The organism is Martelella mediterranea (assembly GCF_021021415.1).
GTDB lineage: Bacteria > Pseudomonadota > Alphaproteobacteria > Rhizobiales > Rhizobiaceae > Martelella > Martelella mediterranea_C.
The window spans coordinates 52393-72739 of sequence record NZ_JAINWJ010000012.1 but is presented as its reverse complement, the minus strand read 5'-3'; the positions used below and the strand labels follow the sequence as shown (position 1 = coordinate 72739).

The 20347-nt window shown below is 62.9% G+C and carries 24 protein-coding genes; 9 read left to right on the top strand and 15 right to left on the bottom strand.

The genetic code is table 11. From position 1 onward, the window contains the following. Window positions 1-16: 16 nt before the first annotated feature. Window positions 17-1024: an SPFH domain-containing protein gene (locus K7H91_RS10090; RefSeq protein WP_230720101.1), complete on the top strand. Its 1008-nt coding sequence runs from the start codon at window positions 17-19 to the stop codon at window positions 1022-1024. A gap of 5 nt (window positions 1025-1029) precedes the next feature. Continuing rightward, the gene (locus tag K7H91_RS10085; protein WP_230720100.1) at window positions 1030-1491 is read left to right on the top strand and encodes an NfeD family protein; all 462 of its coding nucleotides are present in this window, start codon (window positions 1030-1032) and stop codon (window positions 1489-1491) included. A gap of 18 nt (window positions 1492-1509) precedes the next feature. Here K7H91_RS10085 and K7H91_RS10080 read toward each other — a convergent pair whose 3' ends face one another. Beyond that, on the bottom strand, window positions 1510-1956 hold the full coding sequence (locus K7H91_RS10080) for a Crp/Fnr family transcriptional regulator (protein ID WP_230720099.1): 447 nt from the start codon (window positions 1954-1956) through the stop codon (window positions 1510-1512). Window positions 1957-2008: 52 nt separating this feature from the next. Then, window positions 2009-2692, bottom strand: a complete 684-nt coding sequence (locus K7H91_RS10075; RefSeq protein WP_230720098.1) for a response regulator transcription factor — start codon at window positions 2690-2692, stop codon at window positions 2009-2011. 76 nt (window positions 2693-2768) lie between these two features. On the opposite strand from K7H91_RS10075, the gene K7H91_RS10070 reads away from it, so the two are divergent. Beyond that, on the top strand, window positions 2769-3347 hold the full coding sequence (locus tag K7H91_RS10070; RefSeq protein WP_230720097.1) for a L,D-transpeptidase family protein: 579 nt from the start codon (window positions 2769-2771) through the stop codon (window positions 3345-3347). A gap of 6 nt (window positions 3348-3353) precedes the next feature. Here K7H91_RS10070 and K7H91_RS10065 read toward each other — a convergent pair whose 3' ends face one another. Continuing rightward, entirely contained in the window at window positions 3354-4361 is a 1008-nt protein-coding gene (locus K7H91_RS10065; RefSeq protein ID WP_230720096.1) for a 2-hydroxyacid dehydrogenase, read from the bottom strand. A gap of 190 nt (window positions 4362-4551) precedes the next feature. Here K7H91_RS10065 and K7H91_RS10060 point away from each other — a divergent pair, with 190 nt between their 5' ends. Next, a complete protein-coding gene (locus K7H91_RS10060; protein WP_230720095.1) occupies window positions 4552-5085 on the top strand; it encodes an SH3 domain-containing protein in 534 nt (177 codons plus the stop codon). 25 nt (window positions 5086-5110) lie between these two features. On the opposite strand, the gene ubiG is transcribed toward K7H91_RS10060, so the two are convergent. From ubiG to infC, 11 genes are all read right to left on the bottom strand, one after another. After that, window positions 5111-5863, bottom strand: coding sequence for a bifunctional 2-polyprenyl-6-hydroxyphenol methylase/3-demethylubiquinol 3-O-methyltransferase UbiG (gene ubiG / locus K7H91_RS10055; protein WP_230720094.1), 753 nt, complete (start codon window positions 5861-5863; stop codon window positions 5111-5113). A 114-nt stretch (window positions 5864-5977) separates the two neighbouring features. Then, entirely contained in the window at window positions 5978-8419 is a 2442-nt protein-coding gene (pheT, locus tag K7H91_RS10050) for a phenylalanine--tRNA ligase subunit beta (RefSeq protein ID WP_230720093.1), read from the bottom strand. A 229-nt stretch (window positions 8420-8648) separates the two neighbouring features. Continuing rightward, a complete protein-coding gene (locus tag K7H91_RS10045; RefSeq protein WP_200335658.1) occupies window positions 8649-8924 on the bottom strand; it encodes a DUF2442 domain-containing protein in 276 nt (91 codons plus the stop codon). Continuing rightward, window positions 8899-9141, bottom strand: coding sequence for a DUF4160 domain-containing protein (locus K7H91_RS10040; RefSeq protein WP_230720092.1), 243 nt, complete (start codon window positions 9139-9141; stop codon window positions 8899-8901). Before K7H91_RS10040 ends, K7H91_RS10045 begins: the two co-directional genes overlap by 26 nt. Window positions 9142-9148: 7 nt before the next feature. Beyond that, the gene (locus K7H91_RS10035) at window positions 9149-9424 is read right to left on the bottom strand and encodes a DUF2442 domain-containing protein (RefSeq protein WP_230720091.1); all 276 of its coding nucleotides are present in this window, start codon (window positions 9422-9424) and stop codon (window positions 9149-9151) included. Continuing rightward, complete coding sequence (locus K7H91_RS10030) at window positions 9405-9641, bottom strand: DUF4160 domain-containing protein (RefSeq protein ID WP_230720090.1); 237 nt, start codon at window positions 9639-9641, stop codon at window positions 9405-9407. The genes K7H91_RS10035 and K7H91_RS10030 overlap by 20 nt, the downstream gene beginning before the upstream one ends. Before the next feature lie 7 nt (window positions 9642-9648). Beyond that, complete coding sequence (locus K7H91_RS10025) at window positions 9649-10080, bottom strand: ASCH domain-containing protein (protein WP_230720089.1); 432 nt, start codon at window positions 10078-10080, stop codon at window positions 9649-9651. Then, window positions 10077-11159 (bottom strand): phenylalanine--tRNA ligase subunit alpha, encoded by a 1083-nt coding sequence (gene pheS, locus K7H91_RS10020; RefSeq protein WP_230720088.1) that lies wholly within the window; start codon window positions 11157-11159, stop codon window positions 10077-10079. The genes K7H91_RS10025 and pheS overlap by 4 nt, the downstream gene beginning before the upstream one ends. Window positions 11160-11287: 128 nt before the next feature. Next, window positions 11288-11692, bottom strand: a complete 405-nt coding sequence (gene rplT, locus K7H91_RS10015) for a 50S ribosomal protein L20 (RefSeq protein ID WP_230720087.1) — start codon at window positions 11690-11692, stop codon at window positions 11288-11290. 44 nt (window positions 11693-11736) lie between these two features. After that, window positions 11737-11937 carry a 50S ribosomal protein L35 gene (gene rpmI / locus K7H91_RS10010; protein WP_230720086.1) on the bottom strand — a complete coding sequence of 67 codons (201 nt, stop codon included), beginning with the start codon at window positions 11935-11937 and terminating at the stop codon, window positions 11737-11739. 209 nt (window positions 11938-12146) lie between these two features. Beyond that, window positions 12147-12683: a translation initiation factor IF-3 gene (infC, locus tag K7H91_RS10005; protein ID WP_230720138.1), complete on the bottom strand. Its 537-nt coding sequence runs from the start codon at window positions 12681-12683 to the stop codon at window positions 12147-12149. 223 nt (window positions 12684-12906) lie between these two features. On the opposite strand from infC, the gene K7H91_RS10000 reads away from it, so the two are divergent. The 4 genes from K7H91_RS10000 to mbfA all read left to right on the top strand — a co-directional run bounded on the left by K7H91_RS10000 (window position 12907) and on the right by mbfA (window position 16233). Further along, window positions 12907-13716: an alpha/beta hydrolase gene (locus K7H91_RS10000; protein ID WP_230720085.1), complete on the top strand. Its 810-nt coding sequence runs from the start codon at window positions 12907-12909 to the stop codon at window positions 13714-13716. A gap of 148 nt (window positions 13717-13864) precedes the next feature. Beyond that, window positions 13865-14425 (top strand): transglutaminase-like cysteine peptidase, encoded by a 561-nt coding sequence (locus K7H91_RS09995; protein ID WP_230720137.1) that lies wholly within the window; start codon window positions 13865-13867, stop codon window positions 14423-14425. A 47-nt stretch (window positions 14426-14472) separates the two neighbouring features. Next, the gene (locus K7H91_RS09990; RefSeq protein WP_230720084.1) at window positions 14473-15183 is read left to right on the top strand and encodes an NAD-dependent deacylase; all 711 of its coding nucleotides are present in this window, start codon (window positions 14473-14475) and stop codon (window positions 15181-15183) included. Window positions 15184-15249: 66 nt separating this feature from the next. Next, window positions 15250-16233: an iron exporter MbfA gene (mbfA, locus tag K7H91_RS09985; RefSeq protein WP_230720083.1), complete on the top strand. Its 984-nt coding sequence runs from the start codon at window positions 15250-15252 to the stop codon at window positions 16231-16233. A 39-nt stretch (window positions 16234-16272) separates the two neighbouring features. Here mbfA and rocF read toward each other — a convergent pair whose 3' ends face one another. Next, on the bottom strand, window positions 16273-17196 hold the full coding sequence (gene rocF / locus K7H91_RS09980) for an arginase (protein ID WP_230720082.1): 924 nt from the start codon (window positions 17194-17196) through the stop codon (window positions 16273-16275). A gap of 186 nt (window positions 17197-17382) precedes the next feature. On the opposite strand from rocF, the gene K7H91_RS09975 reads away from it, so the two are divergent. Continuing rightward, window positions 17383-20343: a diguanylate cyclase gene (locus K7H91_RS09975; RefSeq protein WP_230720081.1), complete on the top strand. Its 2961-nt coding sequence runs from the start codon at window positions 17383-17385 to the stop codon at window positions 20341-20343. Window positions 20344-20347: the final 4 nt, after the last annotated feature.

The following is a 20347-nucleotide window of genomic DNA, read 5'->3' as shown; positions in this document are numbered from 1 at the left end:
CGAAGGAGGAAACGACATGGAAGCACTGACAGGATTTTCCATCACGATCATCATTCTGGCGGTGCTGATCCTTCTGACGCTGTTCGCCGGGATCAAGACCGTGCCGCAGGGCTATGGCTATACCGTGGAGCGCTTCGGCCGCTACACCCGCACGCTGACCCCCGGCCTCAACCTGATCATCCCGTTCATCGACCGGATCGGCAAGCGCATCAGCATTATGGAACAGGTGCTGGATGTGCCGGAGCAGGAGGTCATCACCCGCGACAATGCCAGCGTCGAGGCCGATGCCGTGTGCTTCTACCAGATCCTCAATCCGGCCTCCGCCGCCTATCAGGTCGCCCATCTGGAGATGGCGGTCCTCAATCTGACCATGACCAATATCCGCTCGGTCATGGGCTCGATGGATCTCGACGAACTGCTCTCCAACCGCGATTCCATCAATGAACGCCTGTTGCGCGTCGTCGATCTGGCGGTCGAGCCGTGGGGCGTGAAGGTAACGCGCATCGAGATCAAGGATATCCGCCCGCCGGCCGATCTGGTCGAGGCGATGGGCCGGCAGATGAAGGCCGAGCGCGAAAAGCGCGCGCAGATCCTCGACGCCGAGGGACACCGCGCCGCCCAGATTCTCCGCGCGGAAGGCTCCAAGCAATCCGCCATTCTGGAAGCCGAGGGCGAACGCGAGGCCGCCTACCGCGAGGCAGAGGCCCGCGAACGGCTGGCCGAGGCCGAGGCCAACGCGACCCGCTCGGTCTCCACCGCGATCGCCGAAGGGGACGTCACCGCGATCAACTACTTCGTGGCGCAGAAATATACCGAAGCCATGGCAGCCATCGGCACGTCGACGAATTCCAAGATCGTGCTGATGCCGATGGAGGCTTCCTCCCTCATCGGTTCGCTGGGCGGCATCGGCCAGATCGCCAAGGAAGTCTTCGGCGGCGATGACGGCGGCAAGGCGGCAGCAACGCCGCCGGCGCCCCGCTCGACCCCATCTGTGCGTCCGCCGCGCTCCAGCAAGGAAAGCTGACGGCGATGGAGCTGCTCGTCTTCTTCGCCGAGTCCGGTCCCTGGGGCTGGTTCATCGTCGGCCTCTTGCTGCTGGTGGCCGAACTGATCGTGCCGGGCGTGTTCCTGATCTGGGTTGGCATCGCGGCCCTGATCCTCGGCCTGTTGTCGCTGCCCTTCCAGGGCTTCGGCTTCTGGGTGTGGCAGTTGCAGCTTGTGCTCTTTGCCGTGCTCGCCTTCGTCAGCATCCTTGTCGGGCGACGGGTGCTGTCGCGCCGGGACACGACCTCCGACCAGCCGCTGCTGAACCAGCGCGCGGCGAGCCTCATCGGCCGCACCGCGATCGTCAGCGAGGCGATCGTCAACGGTCGGGGCCGCATCAAACTGGACGACACGACATGGACGGCGGAAGGGCCGGACGCGGCTCAGGGCGCCACGGTGCGCATCACCGGCAATGACGGCGGCAAGCTGGTCGTCGAACCGGTGTAGAAGCCTTCGGAACGAAGCCTAAAAATCAGAAAGCCGCGTCTTCACCGCATTCAGCGCGCCGACCATGTCGGCGAAGCTCTGGCGCAGGCGGTTTTCCATTTCCCGGCCGATATCGGGATATTCCTCGATCAGGCGCAGGAATTGCTCGCGGCGGATCAGCAGGAGTTCCGATGGCGCGCTGGCGCGGGCGGCGAAACGATGGGGCACGGGGCTGATCAGCGCTGCCTCTGCCAGCAGACTGCCGGGCCCGGCAATGCCGGCGGAGCGCCCGCCCGCCTGAAGATCGAGATGACCGCTTTCGAGCATATAGGCGCCGGCGCTGTCCTGATCCTCGTCAAACAGCCTGTCGCCTGCATCAAGTGAAAGCCGTGCGATGGTGAAGGCGATGAGGCGAAGTTGCTCGGCCGAAAGACCGGAAAAAAGCTCCGCGCGGCGCAGCGTCGCGATGTCGTCAGACAGTGCCATTATTATCGTCCCCCTCGCCCGAACGCGTTGCCCCCGAACCGGCAAAGCCCTATCAGGGCACCAGCTTGTAGCCGCCGTTTTCGGTCACCAGAATACGCGCGTTCGACGGGTCTTCCTCGATCTTCTGGCGCAGGCGGTAGACGTGGGTTTCGAGCGTGTGCGTCGTGACCCCGGAATTATAGCCCCAGACCTCTTCCAGAAGCATGTCGCGAGTTACCACCTTCTGGCCGGCGCGGTAAAGATAGCGGATGATCGAGGCTTCCTTTTCGGTGAGCCTGATCTTCTGGCCGTCTGCGGTATGAAACAGCTTCTGGCCCGGCTTGAACACATAGGGCCCGACATTGAAGGTGGCGTCCTCGCTCTGCTCGTGCTGGCGAAGCTGGGCGCGGATGCGCGCCAGAAGCACGGCGAAGCGGAACGGCTTGGTGACATAGTCGTTGGCGCCCGCCTCGAGCCCTAAAATGGTGTCGCTGTCGGTATCGTGGCCGGTCAGCATGATGATCGGCGCCTTGTAGCCGTTCTTGCGCGCGATCTTCACCGCCTCGCGGCCATCCATATCCGGCAGGCCGACATCCATGATCAGAAGATCGATCTGTTCCTCGCGCAGCATCTTCAGCGATTTGGCCGCGCAATCAGCGGAGCGAAGGATGAACTCGTCGTAGAGCTCGAGCTGTTCCACCAGCGTCTCGCGCAAATCCGCGTCGTCATCGACGAGAAGTATCGTCCGCTCTGTCATCCGCACCTGCCCTCTGTCTCGCATCCCCGAAGACCATTGCGATACGCCATGGCCGGGCGTATTGCTATGAAACTATATGATTTCACGCACAAAGCAAAAAAAAGTGAAGAAAACCAGCCGTTCCGCGAAGAAACGGGGTACGATCACGGTGCGCCGCGCGCCGGGGGCCGCCCACAACGCGATCCTTGCCTTCGGGCCGCTCCGCTTCCGCGCGGCGATCGGCCGGAACGGGATGACGGCCGTGAAGCGCGAGGGCGACGGCAAGACTCCGATTGCCGCGATGGCGCTGCTCTACGGCTATCGCGACGCCCGGCATCGGCAGCGCTGGCCGCATTCAGGTCTTCGCATCAGGGCAACGAAAGCCGAAGACGGCTGGTGCGACGCGCCCGCTTCGCCGAATTACAACCGCCCCGTCCGCCTGCCTTTCGCCGCGCGCCATGAACGCCTGCAGCGCGACGACGGCATTTACGACCTCGTGATCGTGATGGACTGGAACATGCGCTCGCGTGCCCGCAATCGCGGCTCTGCGGTGTTCTTCCACCTCGCCCGCCCGGATTTCTCGCCGACCGCCGGATGCGTGGCGATCGCCCCGGCGGCAATGCGCGTGTTGCTGCCTCATCTGAGGGCGGGTACGCCGCTGAGGGTCATGGGCTGAAGTGGCTCAGATACGCCCCGGCAGCACCCGGTTGGGCGGACGATGGCCGTCGAAGAAGGTGCGAATATTGATGATCACCTTGTCGCCCATGTCGATCCGGCTTTCGAGCGTGGCCGAGCCCATATGCGGCAGCAGCACGGCCTTACCGGCCTTGGCCAGCTCAAGAAGCCGCGGATTGATCGCCGGCTCGTTCTCGAACACATCGAGCCCGGCGCCGGCTATGCGGTCCTCTTCCAGGCAGCGGATCATCGCCGCCTCGTCGATGACGTCGCCGCGCGCGGTGTTGACGATGTAGGCCTCGGGCCTCAGCAGCGCCAGCCGGCGGGCCGAGATTAGGTGATAGGTCGCCGGCGTCGACGGGCAGTTGACCGACACGATATCGACCCTTGCAAGCATCTGGTCGAGGCTGTCCCAATAGGTCGCCTCCAGCTCCGCCTCCGTCTGCGGATTGACGCGGTTGCGGTTGTGGTAGTTCACCGAAAGCCCGAAGGCCTTGGCCCGGCGCGCAACCGCCGTGCCGATGCGTCCCATGCCGACAATGCCGAGCCGCTTGCCCCAGATGCGCCGTCCGAGCATCCATGTCGGGCTCCAGCCCTGCCAGCTGTCCGGCGCGTTTCCGGCGAGCAGCCGCGCCCCCTCTGCCAGCCTGCGCGGCACCGCCAGCACCAGCGCCATGGTCATGTCGGCGGTGTCCTCGGTCAGCACATTCGGCGTATTGGTGACGGTGATGCCCTTGCGGGCGGCGGCATCGACATCGACATTGTCGATGCCGTTGGAAAAGCTCGCGATCAGCTTCAGGCTCGGACCGGCCTTTTCGATCAGCTGGGCGTCGATCGTGTCGGTCAGCGTCGGCACCAGCACGTCGGCGCGGGCCATGGCCTCGGCGAGCCTTTCGCGCGAAAAGGGCCGGTCGTCATGGTTCAGCTCGACGCTGAACAGCTCCCCCATCCGCGCCTCCACCGAAGCGGGCAGCTTGCGGGTGACGACGACGACGGGCTTTCTGGGGTTATTCATCGGTTAACAGCTCATTAATCATGTCGGGCGATAATGCACATAATGAGGGCGCTTTTCCACCTGAAGCGGTTCTTCCCGTGATGAAAACCGCTTCGGACACGTAAATCCCTCGCTGAAAGGGCAGGCGTGTGGCCGCAAACCCGCGCAAACAAACAACCAAGGCCGGGAAAACGGCATTCGAAGAGGTCATATGCGTCGTCTGGCAAGATTGCTGATCTGCACATTGCTTGTCTTCGCCATGCTGGAGCCGGCGATGGCGCAGACCGAGCGCAAGGGCGCTTCGGGCGGGCCGCTGCCGCGTTTTGCCATGATCAAGCCGGATCGCGCCCGCATGCGCGTCGGTCCCGGCTTCAACTACGCCACCAAATGGATCTACAAGCGTCCCGGCCTTCCCGTCGAAATCACCGAGGAATACAGCGTCTGGCGGCAGGTGCGCGATGCCGACGGCACCGAGGGCTGGATGCATGTCTCCGTGCTCTCCTCCCAGCGCAACGCCATGATCGCGCCCTGGCTGCGCGACGGCAATGCGGACGACAAGAACTTTCTGGCGCTGAAGGCCGGCAAGGATGATTCGGCGCGCGATGTCGCGAGCGTGGAACCCGGCGTGATCGTGAATCTTGAAGAATGCGACGGTACCTGGTGCGAGCTCTCGGTCAAGGGCGTCAAGGGCTATATGCACCAGAAGGATATCTGGGGCGTCTATCCGAACGAAGTTTTCAACTGACGCGGCGCAAACCCGTCTGGCCCGGTCAGGCCTCCGGCTTTACCGCCAGCACCATGTAGTTGACGTCGGTATCCTTCGAGCGGTTCCAGCTATCGGTCAGCGGGCTGTAGAACACGCCCTGCCGCTCCACGGGCGTCATGCCGGACGCCTTCAGCGGCGTCTCGATCTCCTCCGGGCGGACCAGCTTCTCATACTGGTGGGTGCCGGGCGGCAGCCAGCGCAGCACCCGCTCGGCGGCGAAAATCGCCAGCGCGCCTGCCTTCAGCGTGCGGTTGATGGTGGCGACGAACATCATGCCGCCCGGCTTCACCAGCGACGCGCAGGTCGTGAGGAAGAAATCGACATCGGCGACATGCTCGACCACTTCCATGTTGAGCACGATATCGAAGCTCTCGCCCTCCTCGGCAAGCTTTTCCGCCGTGACGGCGCGGTAATCCACCGGCGCGCCGCTTTCGGCGGCATGGGTCCTGGCGATGCCGATATTCTTTTCCGCGGGGTCAATGCCCACGACGCTTGCGCCCATGCGCGCCATCGGCTCCGACAGCAGCCCGCCGCCGCAGCCGACATCGAGCACGCGCAGCCCCTCCAGCGGGCGGGCCAGCTTCTCGTCGCGGCCGAAATGACCGCAGGCCTTTTCGCGGATATAGCTGATGCGCACCGGATTGAACTTGTGCAGCGGCTTGAACTTGCCGTGCGGGTTCCACCACTCCGCCGCCATCTTCGAGAACCACTCGACCTGTGCGTCATCGATCGTCGTCTTGCCGGCAGCCTCGGTCATCGGTCTCTCCAGGATTGTTTCCCAAGGTTATAGGGGCGAGGGGGCGATGCGGCAAGGTGCTGACGGAAGACAGATGCGCGCACCTGCCTCCCGCACGGGGCTGATTTCAGCCTCTTACGCCCGGATCACGCCGCCCGTCGATTTTCCGACATTGGCGACGATCTTTTTCGTCAGCGCCTCGAAATCCTCATCCGTCAACGTGCGCTCGGCCGGCTGGATCGCGACTTCGATGGCGACAGACTTCTTGCCCTCGCCCAGCGATGCGCCCTCGAAAATATCGAAGACGGTGACGCCGGTGATCAGCTTGCGGTCGGCGCCGGCCGCCGCGCGCTCGATCGCGCCGGCCTCCACCGTGCGGTCGACCACGAAGGCGAAGTCGCGGGTGACCGTCTGGAACGGCGACAGCGTCAGCGCCGGCTTGGTGCGGGTCGCCTTCTTCTTCGGCTCCGGCATAGCGTCGATGAATATCTCGAAGCCGGCCAGCTTGCCCGAGACGTCCAGCGCTTCCAGTGCCTTCGGATGAAATTCGCCAAAATGGCCGAGCACGATCTTCGGTCCCATCTTGATGGTGCCGGAACGGCCGGGATGGTACCAGTCCGGCCCGCCGGCAACGATCTGGACATTGCCCATCGGCACGCCGCAGGCCTCGATCACGGCCAGCGCATCGGCCTTGGCGTCGAACACGCCGACCGCGCGACCGGCGCCCGTTTCGGCATTCGACCACATCCGGCCGGAGCCCGAAAGCGTGGCCGTGCCGCGGCGGATGCCGCCCGCGACCCGGCGCTGGCCTTCCGGCGCGTCGTTCTCATAGGTGGCGGCGACCTCGAACAGGGCGACATCGCCATGGCCAATCGCGGCATTGCGGCGGGCGGCGGAAAGCAGGCCCGGCAACAGTGAGGGCCGCATGTCGGACATGTCGGCGGCAATCGGGTTCGAGAGCTTCAGCGAAGGCGCGCCGCCGCCGAAAAGCCTCGCCTGATCTTCCGGAATGAACGACCAGGTGACCGCCTCCAGCATGCCGCGCGCGGCCAGCTCGCGGCGCGCGGCGCGCGAGCGGATCTGCAGCGGGGTCAGGATCTTTTCGTTGACAGCGCCAGCGGACGGCAACGGCTCCGGTCTGATGTTGTCGACGCCATGGATGCGCATGACCTCTTCCACCAGATCGGCCTTGCCCTCGATATCCGGCCGCCATGACGGCACCGTGACGAACACGCGCTCGCCCGCGCCATCGACGGTGAAACCAAGGCGGGTCAGGATATCGCTGCTCTCGCGCGGCGAGACATCGAGCCCGCTCAGGCGCTTCACCTCGGAGAACGGATAGTCGATCACCTTCGCGGTGTAGCCTTCATAGCCCTCGACCTTCTTTTCCGCAGCCGTGCCGCCGCACAGCTCCAGCACCAGTTCGGTGGTGCGCTCCAGCCCCGGCACCATATATTCCGGATCGACGCCGCGCTCGAAGCGATAGCGGGCATCGGTGATGATGCCGAGGTCGCGGCCCGTGCGGGCGATGTTCATCGGATCCCACAGCGCCGATTCGATCAGCACGTCGGTGGTGTTCTCGTCGCAGCCGGAATGCTCGCCGCCCATGACGCCGCCGATCGATTCGACGCCATTGTCATCGGCGATCACGACATTGTCATGATTCAATTCATAGTCACGCTCATCAAGCGCCAGCAGCGTCTCCCCCGCCTTCGCACGGCGCACCACGAGCCCGCCCTTGACCTTGGCGGCGTCGAAGACATGCATCGGCCGGCCCTGATCGAAGGTCATGTAGTTGGTGATGTCGACCAGCGCGTTGATGGGGCGAAGACCGATCGCGATCAGGCGCTGCTGCATCCATTTCGGGCTCGGCCCGTTCCTGACGCCGCGCACCAGACGCAGCGCGAAGCCGGGGCAGAGATGCCTGTCTTCCGCCGTGAAATCGAGTTTGAGGCCGACCGGGGTTTCACCCTCGGTTTTGAACGACGGCGCGGGCCGCGTCTTCAGCGTGCCGAGGCCGGAAGCGGCCAGATCGCGAGCGATGCCGAAAATGCTGGTGCAATCCGGGCGGTTCGGCGTCAGATTGATCTCGATGACCGGATCGTCGAGCCCGGCATATTCTGCGAAACTTGCGCCCACCGGCGCATCCTCCGGCAGGTCGATAATGCCATCGTGATTGTCCGACATGTCGAGCTCTTTTTCCGAGCACATCATGCCGTGGCTTTCGACGCCGCGGATCTTGCCGACTGACAGCGTGACATCGATGCCCGGCACATAGGTCCCCGGAAGCGCCAGCGCACCCACAAGCCCGGTACGCGCATTCGGCGCGCCGCAGACGATCTGAAGCGGCTTGCCGCCATTGACCGCCGGCCCGCCGTCAACCGTCAGCACCCGCAGCCGGTCGGCATCGGGATGCTGCTTCGCCTCGATGACCTTGGCGATGGTGAACGGCCGGTAGGCCGCCTTGTCGTCGACGTCTTCAACCTCAAGCCCGATCGTCGTCAGCCGCTCGCAGATCTCCGCAAGCGAGGCCTCGGTCTCCAGATGGTCCTTCAACCAGGACAGTGTGAATTTCATTGTCGTCTTCCTGTTATTCCGCCCGGACCATCCCCAGGCTCATATGCTCACAACATCGCTACCGGACGGTTGCTCGGCCGGTTCATTCCCTGACCTCACCCCACTCTGGGCGTCATCCTCGGGCTTGACCCGAGGATCCAGGCGTTTGCGCCAGACCCGCAACCTCCGCTCGCCTCGGAGGTGATTGGATGCTCGGGTCAAGCCCGAGCATGACGCAAGTGGTATTTCATCAGGCCACTTCCCTCGGCTCAACCGCGTTCGGATACTTCCACCCACTCAGCATCCCGCGAACGGACAGGTCTTCATCCACATCCGGCCAGTGAACGCCATCCAGCATCAGCTCGACATTGTTCCGCTCGGCCGGGCTTGCGGCCAGAAGGCGGGGATACCACCAGAGCGGCGTCACCACTTCGCGATCATCAGCAAGGCGCACATGAACGTGGGCCGGATCGCACCATGCTGCGACCGGTCGCTCATGTTCAGGATATGGATCCGAAGAAGTCATCCCATGCCTCCAAAAACTCGACCTTGTGTTCTTCAACCACGGACAGAATACGCTTCACATCGACGGTATTGAAGCCTTTGCATTCCGCCATCTCGCCGGAATGGAGCCAGACCTTGGCCTTGCCTCCCTGACCGGACGCATGAATGTGGGGCAGCTCGCCCATGTCCGAACCGTAGAAGTGGAAACGAATTCCGTATTTTCGAAGAACCGTGGGCATCGCATTCCTACGCCACCCCTTCCGGTTCCTTGGCTCCCGGCATTTTCTGCCCAAGAAACATACTCTTCACCGAAATCCCCTCATCGACCCGCGTCCACCAGATACCCTCATACATGAGCTCGATATCGTTCAGTCCATCCGCGTCAAGCCCGTTCAGAAACGGATACCACCAGAGAGGGGCGGATATGGTGCGGCCGTCGGCGAGGGTCACATGAACCTCACCATTCGTGCACCATGCCTTCACGGGACGCATTGCCTCGGTCTCAAATTCCAAAGAAGTCATTCCACACTCCGATCCACTCGTTTTGGTGTTCGGCGATGACCGCCCGTAGCCTTTCGATCTCGCGTTCATTGTACCCAATGTTACGGGCAACGGCCATTGTCTCCAGCCAGACCTTAAGCGACTTGCCATCCTTCACGACATGAACATACGCCGGCTCGCCCTGATCGAGAGCATAAAACCGAAACTTGTAGCCATGCCAGATCAGGAGCGTCGGCATCCCTTCCTCACGACTCCGCCCCGCGCTTGTATTCACCCAGCGTCTCCACCAGCCGGAACCGCTCGCAGATCAGCTCCATGTCCGGCTCGAAGCCGCCATTGCGGGCGAAATAGGCCTCATGGCCTTCGCGCCAGTATTCGAGCGACAGGTCGCCCTCGCCCTCGTCCCGTGCGAAATCCTCGTCGACCTCGTCAAACCGGCGCACCGTCACCTCGGTCGTCTCGATGACGGCAGCGGGCTTGTCGGCGCCGTCGAGCACCACGTCGCGGCGGCCGACCTCGGGCATCGGCTCCTGCGCGTCCTTCACATCCCTGAGCGCGGTGCAGGTCGCCTTCTTCTTGCCGGCAAGCACCAGCGCCAGAAGCTCGTCCTTCAGCGCCGGCGTATCGCCGAACGCGAACTGGACGGCATCCCTGTAGCGTTCCGGAAGTTCCGTCATGACGACAACCCACCGAACAGCGTCGGGATATCCAGCGGGCGGAAGCCGTAATGCGCGGTCCAGCGCTCGTCTGCGGCGAAGAAGTCGCGGAGATCGGGCATGCCGTATTTCAGCATGGCGATGCGGTCGAGACCCATGCCCCAGGCAAAGCCCTGATAGACATCCGGGTCGAGGCCGCAATGACGCAGCACGTTCGGGTGCACCATGCCGCAGCCGAGAATTTCCATCCAGTCGGTGCCGGTTCCGAACTTCACCTGGTCGCCGGAGCGGTCGCACTGGATGTCGACCTCGAAGGACGGTTCGGTGAACGGGAAGAAGGACGGGCGGAAGCGCATCGTCACGCTGTCGACCTCGAAGAACGCCTTGCAGAATTCCTCCAGCGTCCAGCGCAGATGGCCGACATGGGTGGTCTTGTCGATGACGAGACCTTCAAGCTGATGGAACATCGGCGAGTGGGTAGCGTCGCTGTCCTGACGGTAGGTCTTGCCGGGCGCGACGATGCGGATCGGCGGCTCCTGGCTCTCCATCGAGCGGATCTGCACCGGCGAGGTGTGGGTTCGAAGCACCTTGCGCTCGCCGTTTTCGTCCGGATTGAAGAAGAACGTGTCGTGCATCTCGCGGGCCGGATGGCCTTCCGGGAAATTCAGCGCGGTGAAATTGTAGTAGTCGGTCTCGATCTCCGGCCCCTCGGCAATCGAAAAGCCCATGTCGCCAAAAATGGCGGTGATTTCGTCGATCACCTGGCTTACGGGGTGAATGCGGCCGGAAAGCGAGGGCGAGGGGCGCACCGGCAGGGTCACGTCCACCGTCTCGGCGGCAAGCCGGGCAGCGATCGCGGCATCCTTCAGTTCGGCCTTGCGGGCAGCAATCGCGTCAGAAACCTCGGTCTTCAACGCGTTGATGGCAGCACCCCGGGTCTTGCGCTCCTCCGGGTCCATCTTGCCGAGCGTCTTCAGAAGCTCCGACACCGAGCCCTTCTTGCCGATGGCGTTGACGCGCACCGTCTCGATCGCCGCCTCGTCGGAGGCCGCCGCGATCTCGTCCATCAGCTTTGTCTTCAGATCATCAAGATCGGACATGTTCTCGTCTTCCTGCTGCCGCCTGGACCGATAACGGTCCGTAATTGTGATCGTCTGAATGCGAAAAACCCGCACTGGTCCTGCCAGCGCGGGTTTCCCAAATGTCGTATAGGTCGGGAAGCGCTGGCTTAAGCTACAGCGCTTTCAAACTCGTTGGCGGTACCTTCCTTCTTGAGGTACTCCAGGCCCTTCTTCGCAGCGGCAACAAGCGCTGCAAATGCTTCCGGCTCATGGATCGCCATGTCGGACAGAACCTTGCGGTCGACTTCGATGCCGGCCTTGTTCAGACCGTCGATGAAGCGGCCATAGGTCAGGCCGTGTTCACGCACGGCGGCGTTGATGCGCTGGACCCACAGAGCGCGGAAATTGCGCTTGTTCACCTTGCGGTCGCGATAGGCGTACTGCATGGACTTGTCGACAGCGGCCTTGGCCGTGCGGATGGTGTTCTTGCGACGGCCATAAAAGCCCTTGGCTTTCTTGATGACCTTCTTGTGCTTGGCGTGTGCGGTAACGCCACGTTTTACGCGAGCCATATCATGATCTCCTTAAATCTATCTGTGTGCAGTGTTTACGGGCGTTACTTGCTGTAAGGCATGAACTGCTTGACGATTTTCGCGTCCGGATCGGACAGAACCATCGTGCCGCGCGCATCACGGATAAACTTGTTGGAACGCTTGATCATTCCATGGCGCTTGCCGGCGGCTGCCGACTTCACCTTGCCGGTCGCGGTAACCTTGAACCGCTTCTTGACCGACGATTTCGTCTTCATCTTGGGCATTTTGCTACTCCGTTTTATTGATTGCGCCGGGAGACGAACCCCGGCTTCGCATTTGGAGCGGACACGGCATGCCCTGCCGGCCCGCTCGGACGGCGCGTGTATACGCGCTTTGCCCTTATTGTGCAACCTCTCCGTCGCGACAAAAAGACAGCGACCGTCGCGGGCGGAATTCCCGGACGGTCCGTCATCATTCGTCGACAGCGAAAAGCTTATTTCGGCGCAAGCACCATCAGCATCTGACGGCCCTCGAGCTTCGGCTCGGCTTCCACCTTGGCGATTTCGGCGGTGTCTTCCTTGACCTGGGACAGAAGCTTCATACCCAGTTCCTGGTGCGCCATTTCGCGCCCGCGGAAGCGAAGCGTGACCTTCACCTTGTCGCCTTCCTCGAAGAACTTGTTCATCGCCTTCATCTTCACCTGATAGTCATGGGTGTCGATGTTGGGACGCATCTTGATTTCTTTGACTTCGACGATCTTCTGCTTCTTGCGTGCCTCGGCGGCGCGCTTCTGGTTGGCGTATTTCAGCTTGCCCAGATCGAGAATCTTGCAAACGGGCGGCGTCGAGTTGGGGGCGATCTCGACGAGATCAAGCCCGGCTTCCTCAGCCATTCTCAACGCATCTTCAGTCAGTACGACGCCCTGGTTCTCCCCGTCCTCGGTAATCAACTGGACTTCGCGAATGCGGATGTCACGGTTGGCGCGGGGACCTTCTTTGGTCGGGGGAGCGGCTCTATGGGGTCTGCGAATGGTCGTTGTCTCCTCAAATTGTTGAAATTCGACGACTTGTTGAAATTCGGCTGCGTAAGCGCCAACTGCACAAAAACTTGCACGTGTTGGACACAAATGGTTGTTACAGCCGATGTGTCAATAACACAGCGGAAAAAGAAAATCACCTGCCGATCGCCAAAAGCGCGCATTTGCAGGCGTTTTGAGGGTCGCGGTGGCGCCCGGGACCAGGATGGAGAGCACGATGAACGACGAGAGCCAGCTGACCTATACCGAAATCGACCACGGCGACGGGCCGCTCAAGATCGCCATGCGCCTTCGCAAGGGACGGGACGACGCGCCCACCCTCGTCTGGTTCTCCGGCTACGGCTCCGACATGCTGGGCTCCAAGGCGGAAGCGCTCGACGCCTATGCCGGCGAAAACGGGCTTTCCATGCTGCGCTTCGACTATACAGGCCACGGCGAGAGCGAGGGCGCGTTCAAGGACGGCACCATTTCCCGCTGGCTCGCCGATGCGCTCAAGGCCATCGCCCATGCCGCGCCCGAACGGGTCATCATCATCGGCTCGTCCATGGGCGGCTGGCTGGCGCTTCGCGCGGTGCAGGAGCTGAAGGGCAAAGCCGGCGCGCCGGCGATCGACGGGCTTCTGCTGCTCGCGCCCGCGCCCGACTTCACCAGCGAGCTGATCGAGCCGGACCTGACGGACGCCCAGTGCAAGGCGCTGGCCGAGAACGGCTATTTCGAGGAACAGTCGATCTACGGGCCGGAACCGACCATCTATACCGCGGCCCTTCTCGATGACGGACGACGCAATATGGTGCTGACCGGCATCATCGAGACCGGTTGCCCGGTGCACATCATCCAGGGCAAGCAGGACCCGGACGTGCCCTATAAGCACGCGCTGAAGCTGATGTCGCATTTGCCGGCCGACGATGTCGTGCTGACACTGGTGCAGGATGGCGACCACCGGCTTTCGCGGCCTGAGGACATTGCCCGCATGCTGACCGCGCTTTCCGGCCTTCTGGAGACGGCTGCCGAACACCGCGCCGGTTAACCATTTCTTAAGATCTCGGTCCGCCGGCCCCCTACGCTGATTGACTCACCGCCCTATTTCTCCTTAACTCTTTGTTAAGAATTCAAGGGCGGATGGGTATAGCGTGCCTCGTTTGGATAGACTGATCATCTCGGCTTTCTGCGCCATTATGGGCCTCGGCTTTTCGACGCCGGCGCTTGCCGCATCGGCGATGCCGGTTGGCGGGGTCACCTCCCAGCCGATCGGCCATTTCGAGTTCTGCGAGCAGCACCGCCGCGATTGCGCGCCCCACAATGCAAGCACGGTCGCCGCCCGGCTGACGAATTTCGGCTGGAAGACGGTGGTTTCGATCAACGCCGCCGTCAATGCCGAAATCGAGCCGATGACCGATGAGGAGCTTTACGGCCGCGAGGAAGTCTGGGCCTATCCCGTGAGCGGCGCCGGCGATTGCGAGGACTTCGTGCTGGAAAAGCGCCGCCGCCTGATGCAAGCCGGCATCGCCGCCTCCGATCTTCTCATCACCGTGGTCCGCAAGCCCAATGGCGAGGGCCACGCGGTGCTGACGCTGCGCACCAATGATGGCGATTTCATCCTCGACAATCTGAACGACGACGTGCTCGCCTGGTCGGATACGCCCTATACCTTCCTCAAGCGTCAGGCCTCCTTCGATAGCGGTCGCTGGGTCAAGGTCGAAACCGGAACCGATCTGCCGGTCGCCTCGTTGCGTTGACATCAACCTCGGGCGAGGCGCGCCCGGGGCCCGAGAAGGCGTGACACATGAAGATTGACACCTCCTCCCCGATCGTTGTCCTGACCGGCGCCGGCATTTCGGCGGAATCGGGCCTTGCGACATTCCGCGATCAGGGCGGGCTCTGGGAGGGGCACAGCATCGAGGATGTCGCGACCCCCGAAGGCTTTCACAGAAATCCCGATCTGGTGTATGATTTCTACAATATGCGCCGCCGCGAGGCTGCCAAGGCGTCTCCCAATGCCGCCCATAACGCGCTTGCCGCGCTGGAAAACGCCTGGGATGGCGATTTCCTGCTGATTACCCAGAATGTCGACGACCTGCATGAACGGGCCGGCTCGAAGCGGATGCTGCACATGCATGGCCGGCTCGATTCCGCGCTTTGCTACGAATGCGGCAGTCACCAGCACTGGGAGGGCGATCTCGATCGGGACTGTTTCTGCTCAAGCTGCAGCCGCCCGTCGCTGCGCCCCGATATCGTCTGGTTCGGCGAGATGCCCTACGATATGGACGCGATCGAGGTCGCGCTGGAAAACGCGGCCCTGTTCGTGGCGATCGGAACCTCCGGCACGGTCTATCCCGCCGCCGGCTTCGTGGCGGCGGCGACGTCTGCCGGCGCACATGCCGTGGAAATCAATCTCGCCGCCACCGGCAACAGCCTCTTCGGCGAATGTCGCGTCGGATCGGCCGCGACCGTCGTGCCCGATTTCGTTGCGGGGCTCCTTGGCAGGAAAACCTGATTCCACATTTGACCTTCGGCGAATTTAGATTTAGAATTATTCTAAACTAAAACCGGAATCAGTCCCATGGTCCTGCCCCTTTTTGGTCGCGCCAAGCGCGACTTCTCGTCCCTGAGCGAAGCCGAAATGCTGGCGCTTGCGATCTCCTCCGAGGAGGACGATGCGCGCATCTACAAGGCCTATGCCGCCCATCTGCGCGGCGAATATCCCGACAGCGCCCGGATTTTCGATGACATGGCCGAGGTTGAGGACAGTCACCGGCGCATGCTGATCGACATGTTCAAGCGCCGCTTCGGCGATGACATACCGCTGGTCCGGCGCGAGCATGTGCGCGGCTTCCTCGAGCGCCGCCCCGACTGGCTGATGAAGACGCTGTCGCTGGAGAAGATTCGCCGTCAGGCGGTGCTGATGGAGGAGCAGGCCCAGCGTTTCTACCGCGCCGCCATGAACGAGGTTTCGGATGCCGACACCCGCAAGCTGCTCGGCGATCTCGCCATCGCCGAGGAGGCGCATGAGGAACTCGCCGAGACGCTGACCGAAAAACACGCGCCGGAAGACGTGCGCGACGAAGAGGCCGCCAAGGAACACCGCCAGTTCCTGCTGACCTGGGTGCAGCCGGGCCTCGCCGGGCTGATGGACGGCTCGGTCTCGACGCTTGCCCCGATCTTCGCCGCCGCCTTCGCCACGCAGGACACCTGGCAGACCTTCCTGATCGGTCTCTCCGCCGCCGTCGGCGCCGGCATTTCCATGGGCTTCACCGAGGCGGCCCATGACGACGGCAAGCTCTCCGGCCGCGGCTCGCCGATCAAGCGCGGCTTCGCCTCCGGCGTGATGACCATGCTTGGCGGGCTCGGCCACGCGCTGCCCTATCTGATTCCGGACTTCTGGACCGCGACGATCATCGCCATTGTCGTCGTGTTCTTCGAACTCTGGGCGATCGCCTTCATCCAGAACAAATATATGGAAACCCCGTTCATGCGCGCCGCCTTCCAGGTCGTGCTCGGCGGCGGCCTGGTGCTGGCGGCCGGCATGATCATCGGCAGCGGCTGAGGCGGGGCGACCGGCTTGGCCTTTGTGCTGCGGACGGCCTCAGCCGTAGCTGCGGGTCGGGCGGTCCATGACGCGCCTGCCGAACAGGCTGGCGGTCAGTTCGGTCATCAGGATCGCCGCCTTGCCGCGTTCATCGAGAAACGGATTGAGCTCGACCAGATCGAGGCTGGTCACGAGACCGCTGTCATGCAGTATTTCCATCACCAGATGCGCCTCGCGGAAGGTTGCCCCGCCCGGCACGGTGGTGCCGACCCCCGGCGCGACCGTCGGGTCGAGGAAATCGACGTCGAAGCTGACATGCAGCATGCCGTTTTCGGCCTCGACTTTTTCCAGGAATGCCGTCAGCAGCCCGGCAATGCCGTTCTCGTCGATGGCGCGCATATCATGCACCGTAACGCCCGCATTGCGGATCGTCGCGCGTTCGGCCGGATCGACGCTGCGGATGCCGATCATGCAGACGTTTTTCGGATCGACCGGCGCGGCGAGCGGCGGAAACACACCCTCGAAACCCGGCTGGCCGGTGAAATAGGCGGCCGGCGTGCCGTGCAGATTGCCGCTGTCGGTGGTATCGAGCGTGTGGAAATCCGTATGGGCATCGAGCCAAAGCACGAAAAGCGGTCGGCCCTCTTCCTGCGCCCGACGTGAAAGACCGGCAACGCTTGCCGCCGCCATCACATGATCGCCCCCCATGAAGATCGGCAGGCCATCTGCGGAAATCTCGAACGCCTTGTCGTCCAGCGCATCGAGCCAGGAGACGGTCTCGGCCAGCGCCTTCAGCGCGGTATTTTGATGGGACACCGCGCGCCGGGGCGCGGGGCTCAGATCGCCGAGATCGCGCACGGTATGGCCGAGTTCCCTCAGCGCCTCGGGAAGTCCCGCGGCTCTGAGCCCGTTGGGCCCCATATTGCAGCCCTTGCGCCCCGAGCCACACTCGACCGGCACGCCCAGCAAGATACAGTCCATGTCATTCTCCACAACCCCGCCAAAGAATCGGGTATCCGGCGCATGCAAACACGAATGATCGCAAAAGAGAACCGCCACAACGCCATGAATTGCAGGAGCCATGCGTCAGCAGGAATATCGATCCGGGCCGGTTCTGTGCTATTTGATGTCGAAGGGAAACGGCGAGGCATGAATTGAGAAGGCGGCATGGATGAAATCTGTTTGAGCGACGCCCGGCAATCGGCCGGCCGTTTTTTCCAGAAGATGACCAAACCGGTCTTCGCCTTCATTCTGCTGATCATCTCCCTTGCCGCCAGTCCGCTTGCGGCCGAACCGGTCGACCTGACCGATGAGGAGCGGGCCTATATCGCCGCTCACCCCGTGGCGACCATCGGGCTCGTGGCCGACAACGAGCCCTATTCCTTCTACCTCAATGGCAAGATCATGGGCTGGTCGGTGGACGTGCTGGACGCGATCTCCGGAATGACCGGCCTCGATTTCGCGGTCCGGCTGGGCTCGTGGCCGGAAATCTACGGCCAGTTCCGCCAGGACGGGCTGGACGTGATCGCCGACATCTCCTTCACCGAGGAGCGGGACCCGTTCATTCTCTTCACCGAACCCTACCACCTGCGTCGCACGATATTGTTCGAAAACGTCGACCGCCCGCTCGGCGATCTCGCCGACACGGAGGCGTTGAAAGCGCGGCGGATCGGCGTGATCCGCGACATTTACTATGCCAACGCGCTCAAGGATGCAGGATTCCAGCTCCAGGAATATGCGACCTATCGCGATCTGATGGCGGCGGTCGCCTTCGGCTGGGTGGACGGCGCGCTCGCCGCCGAGCTGACCGGGAATTTCTTCATCCGCGAGAACGGTTTCACCAATGTGGCGGCCGCCGGCGCGCTGCCGTTGACAGCGGTGTCACTGGAAGACTTCCGCCTCGGCGTCCTCGCTCAGGCCGGCGATGCCGCGCTCCTGTCGTCGATCCTGCAGAAGGCCGTGCTGGCGCTGCCGCCCGAAACCCTGGACGAGATCACCGACCGCTGGCTGAGCTACCGCACGGGGCGCACCAGCAATGGCGGCCTGCTGCGGCTGCTGCCGGAGGAGCAGGCCTTCATCGAGGAAGCGCCGACGCTCTCGATCGGCTTCATCATCGATTACCAGCCCTTCAGCTATCTCGAGAACGGTCGCGGCCAGGGCCTTGCCGTCGATCTTGCCCAGTATATCAGCGCCAGCACGGGCCTCTCGTTCGAGCCGGTCTATGACAACTGGGCGAAATTGCTGCAGCGCTTCAAATCCGGCGACCTCGATATTATCACCAATATCTCCCGCACCGAGGAGCGCAGCGAATTCACGCTGTTTTCCGAGGAATATCACCGCATCCCCAATGCGGTGTTCGTGCGCTCCGGCTTCGGGCCCTATCGCGACATCGCCGATCTCGACGGCAAGCGGATCGGGATTGGCCGCGACATCTATTACGCCGATGCTGTTTCGGCGCGGTTTGACGACGTGCGCCAGTTCGATGGCCAGGAAGCGCTGATCCACGCGCTGGCCGACGGCGAGATCGACGCCGCCATCGCGTCGCTGAGCAATGGCAATTCCATTATCCGCCGCGACGGGCTGATCAATATCCAGATCGGCGGCGAGTTCCTGATGGACGGGGTCGAGCGCGAGGATCTGCGCTTCGGCGTCTCGCCGAAATATCCCTATCTCGAAAGCATCATCGACCGTTCGCTCGCCTCCATCCCGCTCGCGCGTTGGCAGGAGATGGAAAACCGCTGGCTCGGTCCGCCGCTGGCCGGGATCGATCGCCGCCGCGCCGTGCTCGACGAAGACGAACGCGATTATCTGCACGACAGAGGGCCGCTCAGGGTCTGCGTCGATCCGCGATCGCCGCCTTATACGATGATCGAACGCGACGGCGATTTCACCGGAGCGATTGCCGATATCCTTGCGCTTCTGGGTGAGAACGGCGAGTTTTCCTGGCAGATTCAGCCGGTGCCGCTCACCTCCGACAGCGAGCGTGAGGCCGCCCTTGCCGGTTGCGACGTGCTGCCATTCGTCGCCAATGCCGATTTCGCCGGAAGCGACTACGATCTGACGCCCTCCTATCTCGAAATGGCGCTTGCCGTGGCAAGCCCGCTGCAGGCGCCCTTCGTCGAAAGCATGCGCGACCTTGAAGGACAGCGTGTCGGGGTGGTGTCGCGCCATGCGCCGCTGACGATGTTGAAGGCGCGCTATCCCGATGTCGCGATCGTGGCGCTGGACAGTGAAGGCGCCGGGCTCGATGCCGTGCTGGGCGGCGAACTGGACGCGGTCGTCGGCCCGCTCGACACGCTCGTCTATCTGATCGCCGCCAGGAACACCAACGACATCAAGATCTCCGGCCGAATCTCCGAGAACGTCCAGGTGGTCGCAGCCACGACGGCGGCTGAGCCCATGCTCGGCGGCATTTTCGAAAAACTGATCGCTACGCTCGACCCCGCCGAGGTCGACCGGATTCTCAACCGACAGAAGCTCGCGCCGTTCAAGCGCACGATCGATTATCGCCTGTTGTTCGCAACCGCGGCCCTGATCGCCATTGTGTTCCTCGTCTTCCTCTACTGGGTGCGCAAGCTGCGGCTGCTCAACAGGGCGCTGAACACGGCCAATGACCTGCTGCAACAGTCCTCCATCACCGATGGCTTGACCGGGCTCTACAACCGGACCCATTTCATCGCGCGCGCCGAAATTGCCTTTGAACAATGCAGGCGCGACGGCGAGCGTTTTACCCTCACCATGCTCGACGTCGACCATTTCAAGCCGATCAACGACCGGCTGGGCCACGTCTTCGGCGATGCCTGTCTGGAACATCTCGCCGCAGTCTTCCGGTCCCACTTCCAGAGGGCCGACGACATGGTCGCGCGTTACGGCGGAGAGGAGTTCATCGCCTATCACATCGCGGGCGGACCGGAGGAAATCCGCGCTTTCATCGAGGATTTGCGCGCCAAGGTGGAGGCGAGCCCGGTGCGCCATGACGATTACGTCCAGCCGCTGACGGTGAGTATAGGATTTTATTCCGCCATTCCCGGCGACCGCGACACGCTCGATCGCTTCATCGCCGAGGCCGACCAGCGCCTCTACGAAGCCAAGGAAGCTGGCCGCAACCGCGTCATCGGCAGCGACTAAGCGC